Origin of the sequence: Desulfomonile tiedjei DSM 6799 (assembly GCF_000266945.1) — a bacterium.
Lineage (GTDB): Bacteria > Desulfobacterota > Desulfomonilia > Desulfomonilales > Desulfomonilaceae > Desulfomonile > Desulfomonile tiedjei.
The window spans coordinates 4,317,051-4,330,009 of the sequence record NC_018025.1; the positions used below are offsets into that span (position 1 = coordinate 4,317,051).

A 12,959-nucleotide genomic window follows, 5' to 3' on the forward strand; every position below is an offset into this window, starting at 1 on the left:
CCTGTAATTTGCACGCGGGATAAACGACAGAATTTTCGGCGCTGACCATAGCTCGAAACCAATGCGGTTCTTGTTTCGAGCGATGCTCATCTTTCATCGTGACCACGTTCATGACCTTGCGCAGAGTGACAGGCGACGTGCTTGCATACCTGACCGTAACTTATTTAAATCTTGACAAATTTAGCAATACAATGTTAACAAGGTTCTCTGTGTGCCTTCCGGGCAGGCACGCAGGTTGATGTTTCATGCAAATTTTCTGTGGGATGAAGGTATCTTTGTTCTCTAAAGCTCACACACTCTTTTCACGCGTCAAAATCAGGACTGTTCAGACAATCCCGTTTCTTGCGGTTCTCGGATTCTTCTTGCTCTTCGCCAACCAGACAGGTGCTGCGGAACCCCTCGTATATCCGGATTCCATGGCCTTTCACGGAAAAAAACCAAAGGAATCCATGATTGAAGCACGGGGCGGGTATCAGTGGGGATTTCACGAAATCCGCTGGCGAGACGGCGACAACCCGAACTCCCTGCCAGGTCCGAGGATAGGTCCCGGGAAAATGGTGGTGCCTCTGGACAGCATCATGTTCGGGCTCCAGGGTGAAACATTTGTGTCCACGGATTTAGCCCTGCGGGCTCAGGTCTGGATGAACATTACCCAGCAAGTACAGAGCAATTTCTATCTAAGTCGCATAGACCCACCTCCCGCCCAAGTGCCTGTTTCGTTTCAATCCCGATGGGATTCCATGGCGAGAGTCCTGGAGGCCGATGTCACTGCCATCTATCATCTCGGATTGCGAGGGACACCCTACGCTGCCGGAATAACCGGAGGTTTTAAATACAACAATTTCGATTATTCTTCGCAACGAACGGGAAATGCTTCGGGAACAATCCAGAATCACATGCATGTATACATCCCCTACACGGGCGTTTACTATGCGCACAATGACTTTCTCGGTGCGGTCGCTCGATTGGATATATCATTCTCACCCCTGACCATTTTGTCTCTCGACGCTGAACAGCGCCTGGAAACTACCACTACGACCTTTGACGGGCTTTCCATTACCGGGTGTCAATTCGGGAGCAATTTTGAATGGTCCTACGCGGCAAGTGAGAACTTTCTCCTGGGAGCTGTTGCCAAATACGATTATCAGGCAGTTTCCGGAGGTGTCACCCTGAAAACAGGAGGCCGGTCATCTCGATTTTCTCTGGATACATGGCGCCACTCAGTCTTCAGCGGCATCAGTTTCACATATCTCTTCTGACAGTGCAGACCGCTATTTTCTCGCTTCCACACTTATCCATAGAAGAACATCTTGATTTTTTAGGGTAATTTCAGTATACTATAATCACGCCGTTTTATACAGGAGATCAAGATGCGATCTACTTTTTTGGTGGCGACCTTATGTGTCGCTCTGATAATGGCATTTGGTGGGAGCGCGCAGGCGGTAGGCCTGTACACTGTGGGCAAAGAGGACTGCAACTGTTCACCTCTTACAGCCAATGGAATCGTGCCTGACACTCTGAACAAAATGTACTTGGCTCTGCTCATCCCCGAAATTTCCGGAGTTCTTGACAAGGTTGCAATCGAACTAAAGGGTATGTTCGATCAGATCGGAAAACCGCCGACTGTAGAAGCCGCGGTGATCGGCGAAACGCCGGAATCGAAATCAACAGTGACCCCGGAAAAATCGAAGGAAGAAAAGCCCGCAATCGAAAAGAAAACCGATACGAAAGAGAAGAAATCACGTCTCCAAAGCAAAGCAGACCAGAAAAAGAAGAAGAAACGCGTTAAAGTGCCCAGCCGGGTAATGTAACGACAGATTTTGTAGGGGAGCCATTTAATGGTTCCCTTACCTATGTTTTTCCAGCCCGTACCGCTCTGTTTTCCCACGCCACACCATCGTCATTCAGATTCGATACATTTTTGTAAGCAGATTGCCTCTTGACTCTGGTGTTGTTTACAGTATTTTCTTTCCGGACTAAATGTGCACGCGTACAGTAAATGGCAGAATTTTTGTCCGATTGCAGAAAGCGATTCTCGAAAATCGGTGGGTGCCGTGCCTCCGTGCCGGCACATTTTTCAAAACAAATCAACCAGGTTGGCCCGGCAGAGACGCCGGGCCCTACCGATCCTCATAAAGGGTAGGTTGTTCAAAAGGTCAGAAATTATGTCAACCTGACCCCTCGCTAGCTGGCACAACAAACTGTCGGCCCTCTCGGGACCACGTATAGGAATCTTCCTAACCGTCTGGCGATACCACTCCCCACGGAGATTTTTATAGGAACTGCTGTAAAGTGCATGGACCGGCCTTTTCATCAGAGAAGCAGCTAAAATCGATTCACAGAGACTATGGATGACACCGAAACGGAAAATCAAAGCCAAGAAATTTGTGCAAGACCTTCGAAATGGACTCGGAGATGACGCGCTCATGGAAACGTATTCTCTTACACCCGTTCAACTGCAGAAAGTATTTTCGCAGCTTGTGGATGCAGGAATGCTTGATGAAATGGAGTTGTATATGCGAACCTCCATTTCCGATTCCGTGGTGACAAAAGCCTTTGTAGAAAGTCAGTTGGCAATAAAGGAACTGGATTCTCCCGGATTCTTCACACCTCCTGAAGTAGACCCGAAAGCCGAAATAGCGTTCACGGAAGTAATCAGTCTGGACAGCATCAAGTAGCGATTCCGCCCACGCACCAACCTAAGGTATTGGTGGGGATCGGCGTTCCTGCCGGTCTATTTTATCGATATAATTGATCATATTGAAGATGTGCCGGCACGGAGGCCAGCACCCACCAAATACTTCTAGTCCTCAATCGGTCGTTTTAATTTTCGTAATTCCCACAAACTTGGCGCGCCAAAATTCAGGAGATTGCTTCCCTTTGCTCGCTATGATCGGTGTTAAGGGGCTCGGGACCTGAGATCGACAACGATGTCATTGGACGGTGCTTATCCCTGCCCTATATTCTGCTTAAGCTCATATGTTCCGAAGGAGAATTAGTATGCTGAACGACAATGCTATAGAAAAATTCAAAACGAGCCTGCGAGGGGAGTTGATTCAACGAGACAATCCGCGCTTCGACGAAGTCCGTAAACTTTACAATGGTATGATCGACAAGCGTCCGCTTATGATCGCTCGCTGTGCAGATGTGACCGATGTTATCTCGGCAGTGAGATTCGGTCGGGAGAACGATCTTCTCACGGCAATACGTGGCGGCGGCCACAATGGACCCGGTCTGGGAAGCTGCAATGATGGCCTTGTCATCGATCTCTCTTTGATGAAAGGCGTGCGGGTCGATCCCGCAAATCGCACTATGCGTGCCGGCCCCGGTTGCTCACAGGGAGACCTGGATCACGCGGGTCATGCATTCGGATTGGCCGTTCCGGCAGGGATTGTTTCGACCACCGGCATTGCCGGGCTCACGCTCGGTGGCGGACATGGCTATCTAACGCGAAAGCACGGTCTCACAATTGACAACCTGATCGAAGCGGATGTCGTGCTCGCAGACGGAAGCTTTGTGACTGCCAATGCGTCGCAGCATGAGGACCTCTTCTGGGCCATACGTGGAGGTGGGGGTAATTTTGGCGTCGTAACGAGCTTCGTTTATCAAGCTCATCCCGTGAGCACGGTTTACGGCGGGCCGATTTTTTGGGACGTCAAGAATGCACGCCGGATCATGCAGTGGTATCGCGAGTTCCTTCCTCAGGCTCCTGTGGAACTCTCCACCTTCTTCGGTCTGAAGACGGTGCCCTCAAAACACCCCTTTCCCGAAGAGTTTTGGGGGAAGAAGGTTTGCGCTTTGATTTCCTGTTACAACGGGCTTCTTGGCAATGCGGAAAATGCTATCAGACCGATTCGTGAGGAGCTTCCGCCACCAATATTCGACTGGGTAGGCCCTATTCCTTTCCCCGCGTTGCAGAGCCTGTTCGACCCGTTGCTGCCACCAGGACTCCAGTGGTACTGGAAAGGCGAATTCGTCAAGGAACTCCCCGACGCGGCAATTGACGTGCATCTGCAGCATGCAGCAAAAGCGCCGAGCGAGTTATCATTGATGCATCTCTATCCGATAGATGGAGCGGTCCACCTTATAGGATCGAACGATACAGCCTGGCGTTACCGGGACGCGACGTGGTCCATGGTCATTGCGGGAATCGATTCCGACCCGGCCAAAGCAGCGGCTCTCAAGTCCTGGGCCAGAGGATATTGGGAAGCGCTGCATCCTTACACCTTGGGCGGCGCATATGTCAACTTCATGATGGAAGAAGGTGAGAATCGCATTCAGGCGACGTACGGGAACAATTACAGGTTGCTCGCTGCGATCAAGAAGAAATACGATCCCACTAACTTCTTCCGTGTGAATCAGAACATCAAACCGGGCTAGGAGAATGACGCAGCATATTTGATTCTAGAGTATCGTCCCTATGCGAGACACGATGGTTGCTTGCAATCACCGTGTTTAATGTAATTCTCAATAATCGCGAATCATCACAAGCCGTTCTTTGAAATTAGTAGCCACCGGCCTCCGTGCCGGTGGATGTAACATGTAAGTAAATCAATCCATTATGCCCGGCAGAGACGCCGGGCGCTACCAGTACTCTTCATTACGAATATGAGATTGCTGCAAAATTGTTGAGAAGCCTTACAGGATTACTGCTTGGCTGTGTCGTTTTGCCTGATGCTCTTGGCCTGTCTGACCTCATCCACCAATTGCCGTGTAGCGCCGGCAATGTCAGGTGCCGCGGTGATCGCGGTGACCACTGCAATGCAATCCGATCCTGCCAGCACGACTTCCCGGGCATTCTGTAACTTGATCGATCCAATGGCGACGAGGGGAAGGTTCGTCAAAGATCGAACTTTTTTCACACCTTCCAATCCCCACGGAGCAGTCGCATCGGGTTTGGTAGGAGTCGAGAAGACAGGGCTGATCGCGAGGTAATCCGCGAGCTCGACTGATTCGTCGGTGATTTGATCGAGTTCGTTGATGGAGATTCCGATGATACGATCAGGGCCGAGGATTTGTCGTGCCCGGGAAAGCGGCATATCCTCCTGACCCATATGTACGCCGTCTGCATCTAGAGCTAGAGCTATGTCGATTCTGTCATTTATTATGAGAGGCACGCGATGACTTCGAAGAAATTCCCGTAGTTGAACTCCCTCACGGTAGAAATCACGCGTGCAGAGGTCCTTTTCCCTCAACTGAACCGCAGAGACTCCTCCGGAAACCGCAGCTTCCACGACTTCGAGAGTAGAACGTCCCAGAGAAAACGAACGATCTGTAACGAGATAGACATGCCATGTTGAAGGGTCTGTCATGATTCCGTAATCCTCGCGCGGGTTGCCAAATCTTCGGGAGTGATGGTGTACAGAGCATCCAGCACCTTTTGCCAGAATGTCCCCGGCCCAGGTGTATCGATGGCGGCCTGTTCTCCAGCTCGTCCGAAAAAAGCCAGGGCTGCGGCAGAAGCTATCACCGGATCCTTCTCCACTGCCAGAAAAGCGCCGATAATTACGGTTGCAGCACAGCCGGTTCCTGTCACAGATCTCAACAAAGGGTGACCGTTTGCTACGGAAAGGGAACGGGTGCCGTCAGTGATGAAGTCACGTTCTCCGGTGATTGCGATGCATGTTCCAAGGCACCCGGCCAGTGTTTGCGCAGCCTGGGATGCCTGATCCGTTGTATGAATGGAATCCACTCCGCGAGTAGCTCCGCCTGCCGGTGAGAGCGACAGTATTTCCGACGCATTCCCCCGTATCACCGTAGGCAGGGATTCTTCGATAAGACGGCATGCTGTCTCAGTGCGAAGACGAGTAGCTCCGGACCCCACTGGATCCAGGACCACGGGTTTTCCGCCAATGCGGGCAATCCTGGACGCATAAGACATGGAATCGATCCATTGCGTTGACAACGTTCCTATATTGATCACCACGGTGCTTGCAATGTTCACGATATCGTCCAGCTCTTCCCGGGCATGAGCCATGATCGGGGAAGCTCCCATCGCAAGGAGCACGTTTGCTGTTGAATTCATCACAACGTAATTCGTGATACTGTGCACCACCGGATTGGTGGAACGGACTTTTGCAAGCAATTCTCCAGCCGCTTCATTGTGATTCGCCATATTTGACTCTCCTTTCTCCCACACGAATTCGCAATCGCCGAAATAGCGGGCATAGCATGCGCAAAAGGTCCCGCTAAATGAACATATGTAATACCATTTTGCAGACGAGTGGACAAAAATCAAATGTCCCGGAAGAGGCGCCGGACCCTACCATCAGCCGGTAGTGGCCGTGCCTCCGTGCCGGCCAAAATTGGGTTCATAAAAGCGAATACGTATTAGAGTAATTGTCAAGAATTCTGACGCTTATCTCACGCTCGTCTCTGCAGGTCCATGCGATTGACACAATTGATTGTTTTTGAAGATGCGCCGGCACGGAGGCCGGCAGCTACCAGTAATTTTTCTTCAATCGGATACTAATTTCGGGAATTGCTAATAATCGTAAAAGCCCCGGAATTTCAGGTGAGCCAGCGTTTGCGGCGTTTATAATGTTTCACATCCCGGTAGCTCTTGAGCTTGCCTTTTTCCGTGAAGCCCAGATAGAATTCCTTTACATCTTCGTTTTCTCTCAATTTTTCAACTTCGTCATCCAGGACGATCCGGCCGCTTTCCATGACATATCCATGATCCGCAATACTAAGAGCCATACGCGCATTCTGCTCCACGAGCAGAATGGTTACTCCTTCTTCACTGTTTATTCGTCTTATAATATCGAATATTTCGCCCACGAGCATGGGGCTGAGGCCCATTGACGGCTCATCGAGAAGCATCAGTCTCGGGTGAGCCATAAGACCTCTCCCGATGACCAGCATCTGCTGTTCTCCGCCACTGATATATCCTGCCTGAAAGCTCCTTCGCTGGGTCAGCCTGGGAAAATAGTGATAGACCATCTCAAGGTCTTTTTTTATTTGTTTTCTGCTTTTAATGGTATGGGCTCCCACAAGCAGGTTTTCTTCCACAGTCAGGTCTTCAAAGGCTTTTCTTCCTTCCATCACCTGAAAGATCCCCATTCTGACAATATTTTCAGGCTCCATTCTGTCGATTCGTTTGCCCATAAATGTGATGGAACCATCCGTAACTTCGCCGTCTTCGGATTTCAGCAGGCCGGAAATCGCTTTCAGAGTCGTGCTCTTCCCTGCGCCATTATTGCCGAGGACCGTCACGATCCGGCCTTCTTCCACTCTGAGGGAAAGTCCTTTAAGGACCAGGATTACATCATTGTAAACCACTTCGATGTTGTTCACTTCAAGCATTACTGCCACGGTTATGCTCCCAGTCGCGAATAGGCCAGGTCCTTTTCACCGAGGTACGCGCTGATGACCTGTTCATTGTGGCGAATCTCTTCCGGCTCGCCCTCGGCAATCTTAATCCCGAAATCAAGCACGCAAATTCTGTCGGAAATATCCATGACAACGCCCATGTCGTGCTCTATGAGGATGACGGTCACTCCCCATTCCTCGTGAATATCGAGAATAAATCGTGTTATATCCTCAGTCTCTTCGAGGTTCATTCCCGTGACGGGCTCATCCAGAAGAAGCACCCTGGGCTTCATGGCAAGGGCTCTGGCGAGTTCTACTCTCTTTTGCAGCCCGTACGGAAGAGTGCCGACCTTTTTCTTGCGAATGTGTTCGATTTCAAGCAAATCGATGATCGATTCCTCGATTTCTTTCCTGAGCGCAAGCTCTGTTTTCCGAGCAGATCCGAAGTAAATTCCCGCTGAAAAAAGTCCCGTATCCAAGTGCACGTGACGGCCCAATTTGATGTTATCGATGACCGTCATGCCTTTGAACAACTCTACATTCTGGAATGTCCTGGCTATACCGAGCGCTGCAATATCGTGTGCCTTGAAACGGCTGATGTCACGCCCTTCAAAAAAGATCTTTCCGCTGCTCGGATGGTAGAATCGATTAATACAATTGAGCATGCAGGTTTTGCCCGCGCCGTTCGGGCCGATAATGGCAAATATTTCGCCCTCCCGGACTCCCGTCGAGACTCCCGCGAGGACGTTCACGCCTCCGAACCGGAGAAAAATATCATGCACGCTCAGCAGGTAATCACCGGGGTTGAGGTTCTCTGATACGGAAGGAGGCTGCATTTCACTTCTCCGGAACGGACTTTATCTGCACCCGGGTTTGCATGCGGAATTCCTTGCCATCCCGGTATTTGACATCTGACGACACGTCCAATCGTTCTCGATCGCCGTAGAGCGCTTCAATGAGCTGTGAATATCGCTGTTCCACAAAACTACGCCGCACTTTGCGGGTTCGCGTCATCTCATCGTCATCTGCGTCCAATTCCTTGTGAAGCATGACAAACTTCTTGACGCGTGCGGCTTTAGGGAGTGACGCATTCGCCTCGGCCAACTCTTTGGCAATCAGGTCGTACACCTCGTCTTTCTGTGAAAGATCCGTGTATGTGGTGTACGTGATTTTTCTGTTTTCGGCCCATTTGCCCACATTCGGCATGTCTATGTTGATCATTGCCGCAACGAACGGCCGATCCTTTCCCACAACCACCGCTTCTGCCACGAATATGCTGAATTTGAGCTTATTTTCGATCAACTGCGGGGAAAATTTGGTACCGTCATTGAGTTTTATGACATCTTTCATGCGGTCGATCATGACCAGATGTCCGTCTTCATCCAGAATCCCCTGATCACCCGAATTCAGCCACCCGCCGGCCATGGTTTTCCGGGTCGCTTCCTCGTCTTTGTAGTAGCCTGCGAACACCGTTGGTCCACGAGTAAGAATCTCGCCTGAATCGGAAATCTTGATCTCCATTTCGGGTATGGGTCTGCCTACGGTGTGAAGCTTGATGTCCCCGTTTCTATGGGCCACCGAAATGCCCGAGGTTTCTGTCTGTCCGTAAATCTGTTTGATGTTAACCCCTAAAGCTTGGAACAGGTTGAAAATGTCAGGTCCGAGTGCTGCGCCTCCGGTGTACACGTTGCGAAGATGTGCGAGCCCGAAGTAATTTTTCAGGGATCGGAATATCAGGAAATAACAGACAAATTCCACTGACTTCCAAAACAATCCCAAGGACTTGTTTTCCAGCCTGCGTTGCGCAATCTTATATCCGAGCGGCATGCAGAAGCGGTAAAAGAAACGCTTGATCCATACCGCATCCTGAATTTTTACTTGAATGTCAGAGCAGATCTTTTCCCAGAAGCGAGGCGGAGCAAAAAGAATTTGCGGCCCAATCTCTCTGATGTTTTCTGCAACGGTTTCGGGCTTTTCGGGAAAGTTGACAGTGAATCCTTTGTACAGATTCCAGGACACTGCGGTCATTTGTTCCCCTACCCAGGGAAGCGGCAGAAACGAGACATGATTGTCCGTAGGATATGCAGGATCGATCACGTCGTAATTGGCAGCCATTTTGATCATGTTGTTATGGGTCAACATGGCGCCCTTGGGGAGCCCTGTGGTGCCGGAGGTGTAGGCTATTATTGCCACGGTATCGCCGGTCAATTCATCGATATACTGCTGAAATAATTGTGGTTCGTGTCTGTCCAGATCCCGGCCCAAGTCCTGGACGGTTTTCAGCGGGATGATAAGGGGATCGTCATAGTGCCGCATACCTTTGGTATCGTCCACAATGACTTTCCGTACACCCGGACACGAGTCCTTCAGTTCAAGAAACTTGTCCACCTGCTCTTGGTCTTCAGCCACCAGAAACACTGCATCGGAATGATTGATGATGTATTTCACCTGGTCAATGTGGCTGTCAGGAAAAATCCCGACGGATGCGCCTCCCAAACACTGTATGGCAAGCTCCGAGTAGACCCATTCCGGACGGTTATCGCCAAGGATCGCCAGTTTGTCTCCCTTCCGATACCCTAAAGCGACAAGCCCAAGTGCCAGAAATTTGACGTTCTGCAGATACTTCTGCCAGGTGACGGATTGCCAAATGCCGAATTCTTTTTCGCGTAACGCAGGTCTGTCCGGACCGAACTTCGCTGCATTTTCACAGAGGAGAGAAGGAAGCGATAACGCCATTAGAGAACCGTCCGTAGATACTGATTTGTAGCAAATAGATTAAATCGACCTATCCTGTGTGCTGTTCTTGATGGCCTCAGTGCCCGGCGGATGAATGCATTTCTTTTCTTTTTGCTTTCCTCTTGGGTAGCTCCGGCATATCGAATCCCCGGATTCCCACACAGCAATACCGCGTCGGCGGAAAACTCTCTCTGACGTGGGGTTTCCACAGGCGTTAGAACATCGCGCCGCGCCTCTGGTGGTGACAGGCGTCCCTGCCTGCCAATTGGAGAACTCATAAAGGGAATGCGGCCTTAACTCATGTGTACTCCGCAGGTTAGCTGTCTCCTCAGAACAAATGACAGGAACAGACCTCATTCATCCGGCCATTTCCAAGAAATAGGACTCGTGCCTTCATGAAATGTTAGGCCGGCAGAGACGCCGGCCTCTACCAGGGCATGCGGGCCATTTAACGTCCTTGGGTAGTTCGTGGACTCCCCCCTGCAATTACCTACTCGTCCAGCCTTATCCAATCGGAAGCAGGCTCGTAAATCTTCTTTCCTATGTTGGCTTTCCAGATTCTAGCAACAGGAAACTTGTTATCTTTGATCGTGTACGGTGCAGACAATCCGCCGGTGTCAAAGTCTTTCAGAGACTGCAGCGCCTTCACCAGACCGTCACCATTCAGTTGACCGGCTTTGTCTGCTCGTTTGAGGCATTCCACGAAGATGAGTCCTGTCATGAAACCCTGCATGTACGAATTATCGCGAAAAGCAACTTTGGGATAGGTCTTCTTCGTGTATTCCCTGATCTTCTTGATCATGGGAACATCTTCATTCCACCAGTACATGTAGGGATTCACAGCGAGATACCCTTCAGCCAGAGGTCCGAGATTATCTAAAAGCGTCTTGGTTGCGCCCCAGAAAGTGCCCATAAACTTGCACTGCATCCCGTAATCCCGGCACTGTTTGATTACTTCAGCAACAGGAGAAAGTACGAATCCCTGGAAAATCACGTAATCAGGCGCTTTACGTTTGAGGTCGAGCACCTGGGACGTCACGTCCACTGCGCCGACTGCTGCAACCTCTTCCGCGACAAGATCAAGTTTCAGCTTTTTGCACATTTCCCTTGCATACGGAATGGGATCTTTGCCGAACTCGGTATCGCTATAGAAAAAGGCAACTTTGGCCCCGGGCTTTTCCTTTTCGATGAACTTGAGCAGAATCCCAAACATGTCGCTATACGTCGGACCAGGCACAAATACGAACGGGTTTGCTGCGGGATCGGCAAGTTCGCCGGAAAAAGATGTCGATGAGTACAGGACTTTGTACCGCTTGATTTCCGGAGACATGGCTTTCCCGAGTCCCGTGCTCTCGCCGTACATGATGAGCGGATTGTCTCTGGACATAATTCTCTTAAATGCCGCGGTGGCAACATCTAACTGATACTGGCCGTCTTCCATAATGTACTTGATTTTCTTTCCATTGATTCCACCGTCTTCATTGGCCATCATGAGTGCATCTTCCAGGCCCGCATTGATGTTCACTCCTGCAAATGCGAACCGGCCGGTTATGGGCTGAACGGCTCCCACCTTGATCTCCTGGGCAAACACGAGCCCTGCGGCCAAGAGACACGCGAGGAATACGGCGAGCATAATTGAAGGCAGTCTTCTTCTCATCATCGAAACTCCTTTCGCTGGTGGATCTGTAACGAGAACGCCCTCGGCAGGACGCCGAAACAGCAATGCAAAGAAATACCCATCACGGAAGGCTTGGGTCCCCAAAGGATTGAATGGATGAATACGACGAATGACTTCACTCTCGATCCTTCAATAGGAAAATGGCCATAGGCTGAAGAAACTCTTGGTCCGATTCCATATCTCCGCTAACCCGTGCGGCTCAAAAATGAGGAATGAGACAATCAACGTGCCAAAGATCACATCTTTCATGGGAATGAATAACTGGTCCATTCCGGGGAACCAATCCTTGGCCGCACCCGTGAACACATTGAGCAGCTCAGGAACCAGGGTCATAAAAATTGCGCCAAAAATCGACCCAAGTACCGTCCCCAATCCTCCCACGATCACCATGGCCAGATACTGAATTGAGAGACCGAAAGGGAAATGCTCGGGAGTGACCACTTTCATGAAGGCAACCCACAGGCCACCGGTTATTCCTGCATAGAAAGAGCTGAGAGCGAAAGCAGCGAGTTTGTAACGAAACAGGTTGATGCCCATGATTTCTGCGGCTAAATCTCTGTCACGTATGGCAACAAACGCCCTACCCCACCGGGTTCTAACCAGATTGCGTGCAAAAAACACTGCAAAGACGACAAGGGCGAGCGTTATGAAATAGAAGCTCCGCTCTGTGTCAAATACAAACCCTCCCAATTCCGGAGGAGGCACGTTGATCCCGCGAATACCTTTGGTCATGGATTCCCAATGTACAAAGGTGAATTCGAGAATGAACTGAGCGGCAAGTGTCGCGATGACCAGGTAGAGACCTTTGACACGCAATGAAGGAATGCCGATCACCATGCCCACCCCGGCCGATATGAATCCTGCAATTGGTAAAGCCACCCAGAATGGCAGGTTCAGCCGCGTCATGAGTATGGCCGTGGCGTATCCCCCCACTCCGATAAAAGCGGCGTGACCGAGGGAAATCTGTCCCGTAAAACCCGTGAGCAAATTGAGTCCCACGGCTCCAATGATGGCGAAGCCGATGATGTTTGCGAGATAGAGCATGTAAGAATCGGCCAGCAACGGAAAAGCCAACAAAAACAAGAAGAGTGCGGCCAGCCAGAATTTGACAAACCAGGTCTGGAATATTTTTTCATCTTCCAGGTACGATTCCTTGAAATCACCGCACCGCATACGCGCCCTCTTACCCGAATGTGAATATTTATGCTCTGAGAGTTAAATCATCTGTTGTCGA

11 protein-coding genes are annotated in these 12,959 nt (G+C 50.4%); 4 read left to right on the plus strand and 7 right to left on the minus strand.

What is annotated here, in order from left to right:
• Positions 1-245 precede the first annotated feature (245 nt).
• From DESTI_RS18325 to DESTI_RS18340, 4 genes are all read left to right on the plus strand, one after another.
• A complete protein-coding gene (locus tag DESTI_RS18325; RefSeq protein ID WP_014811458.1) occupies positions 246-1,259 on the plus strand; it encodes a hypothetical protein in 1,014 nt (337 codons plus the stop codon).
• Between the two features lie 111 nt (positions 1,260-1,370).
• A complete protein-coding gene (locus DESTI_RS18330; RefSeq protein ID WP_014811459.1) occupies positions 1,371-1,811 on the plus strand; it encodes a hypothetical protein in 441 nt (146 codons plus the stop codon).
• Positions 1,812-2,351: 540 nt separating this feature from the next.
• Positions 2,352-2,678 carry a hypothetical protein gene (locus DESTI_RS18335; protein ID WP_014811460.1) on the plus strand — a complete coding sequence of 109 codons (327 nt, stop codon included), beginning with the start codon at positions 2,352-2,354 and terminating at the stop codon, positions 2,676-2,678.
• Between the two features lie 322 nt (positions 2,679-3,000).
• Positions 3,001-4,380 carry an FAD-binding oxidoreductase gene (locus DESTI_RS18340; protein WP_014811461.1) on the plus strand — a complete coding sequence of 460 codons (1,380 nt, stop codon included), beginning with the start codon at positions 3,001-3,003 and terminating at the stop codon, positions 4,378-4,380.
• Between the two features lie 266 nt (positions 4,381-4,646).
• On the opposite strand, the gene thiE is transcribed toward DESTI_RS18340, so the two are convergent.
• The 7 genes from thiE to DESTI_RS18375 all read right to left on the minus strand — a co-directional run bounded on the left by thiE (position 4,647) and on the right by DESTI_RS18375 (position 12,898).
• The gene (gene thiE / locus DESTI_RS18345; protein ID WP_014811462.1) at positions 4,647-5,312 is read right to left on the minus strand and encodes a thiamine phosphate synthase; all 666 of its coding nucleotides are present in this window, start codon (positions 5,310-5,312) and stop codon (positions 4,647-4,649) included.
• The gene (gene thiM, locus DESTI_RS18350) at positions 5,309-6,115 is read right to left on the minus strand and encodes a hydroxyethylthiazole kinase (RefSeq protein WP_014811463.1); all 807 of its coding nucleotides are present in this window, start codon (positions 6,113-6,115) and stop codon (positions 5,309-5,311) included. Before thiM ends, thiE begins: the two co-directional genes overlap by 4 nt.
• A gap of 395 nt (positions 6,116-6,510) precedes the next feature.
• Positions 6,511-7,305, minus strand: a complete 795-nt coding sequence (locus DESTI_RS18355) for an ABC transporter ATP-binding protein (RefSeq protein WP_041287312.1) — start codon at positions 7,303-7,305, stop codon at positions 6,511-6,513.
• An 11-nt stretch (positions 7,306-7,316) separates the two neighbouring features.
• Positions 7,317-8,147: an ABC transporter ATP-binding protein gene (locus DESTI_RS18360; protein ID WP_014811465.1), complete on the minus strand. Its 831-nt coding sequence runs from the start codon at positions 8,145-8,147 to the stop codon at positions 7,317-7,319.
• Position 8,148: 1 nt separating this feature from the next.
• A complete protein-coding gene (locus DESTI_RS18365; protein WP_014811466.1) occupies positions 8,149-10,047 on the minus strand; it encodes an AMP-binding protein in 1,899 nt (632 codons plus the stop codon).
• Positions 10,048-10,537: 490 nt separating this feature from the next.
• Positions 10,538-11,707, minus strand: a complete 1,170-nt coding sequence (locus DESTI_RS18370; RefSeq protein ID WP_014811467.1) for an ABC transporter substrate-binding protein — start codon at positions 11,705-11,707, stop codon at positions 10,538-10,540.
• A 147-nt stretch (positions 11,708-11,854) separates the two neighbouring features.
• Positions 11,855-12,898 carry a branched-chain amino acid ABC transporter permease gene (locus DESTI_RS18375; protein ID WP_014811468.1) on the minus strand — a complete coding sequence of 348 codons (1,044 nt, stop codon included), beginning with the start codon at positions 12,896-12,898 and terminating at the stop codon, positions 11,855-11,857.
• Positions 12,899-12,959: the final 61 nt, after the last annotated feature.

What these genes read in the sequence shown, in the direction of transcription:
- DESTI_RS18365 (WP_014811466.1), bottom strand. Translation starts at nt 10,047, where the DNA reads ATGGCGTTATCGCTTCCTTCTCTCCTCTGTGAAAATGCAGCGAAGTTC.
- thiM (WP_014811463.1), bottom strand. Translation starts at nt 6,115, where the DNA reads ATGGCGAATCACAATGAAGCGGCTGGAGAATTGCTTGCAAAAGTCCGT.
- DESTI_RS18360 (WP_014811465.1), bottom strand. Translation starts at nt 8,147, where the DNA reads ATGCAGCCTCCTTCCGTATCAGAGAACCTCAACCCCGGTGATTACCTG.
- DESTI_RS18355 (WP_041287312.1), bottom strand. Translation starts at nt 7,305, where the DNA reads ATGCTTGAAGTGAACAACATCGAAGTGGTTTACAATGATGTAATCCTG.
- DESTI_RS18325 (WP_014811458.1), top strand. Translation starts at nt 246, where the DNA reads ATGCAAATTTTCTGTGGGATGAAGGTATCTTTGTTCTCTAAAGCTCAC.
- thiE (WP_014811462.1), bottom strand. Translation starts at nt 5,312, where the DNA reads ATGACAGACCCTTCAACATGGCATGTCTATCTCGTTACAGATCGTTCG.
- DESTI_RS18335 (WP_014811460.1), top strand. Translation starts at nt 2,352, where the DNA reads ATGACACCGAAACGGAAAATCAAAGCCAAGAAATTTGTGCAAGACCTT.
- DESTI_RS18340 (WP_014811461.1), top strand. Translation starts at nt 3,001, where the DNA reads ATGCTGAACGACAATGCTATAGAAAAATTCAAAACGAGCCTGCGAGGG.
- DESTI_RS18330 (WP_014811459.1), top strand. Translation starts at nt 1,371, where the DNA reads ATGCGATCTACTTTTTTGGTGGCGACCTTATGTGTCGCTCTGATAATG.
- DESTI_RS18375 (WP_014811468.1), bottom strand. Translation starts at nt 12,898, where the DNA reads ATGCGGTGCGGTGATTTCAAGGAATCGTACCTGGAAGATGAAAAAATA.
- DESTI_RS18370 (WP_014811467.1), bottom strand. Translation starts at nt 11,707, where the DNA reads ATGATGAGAAGAAGACTGCCTTCAATTATGCTCGCCGTATTCCTCGCG.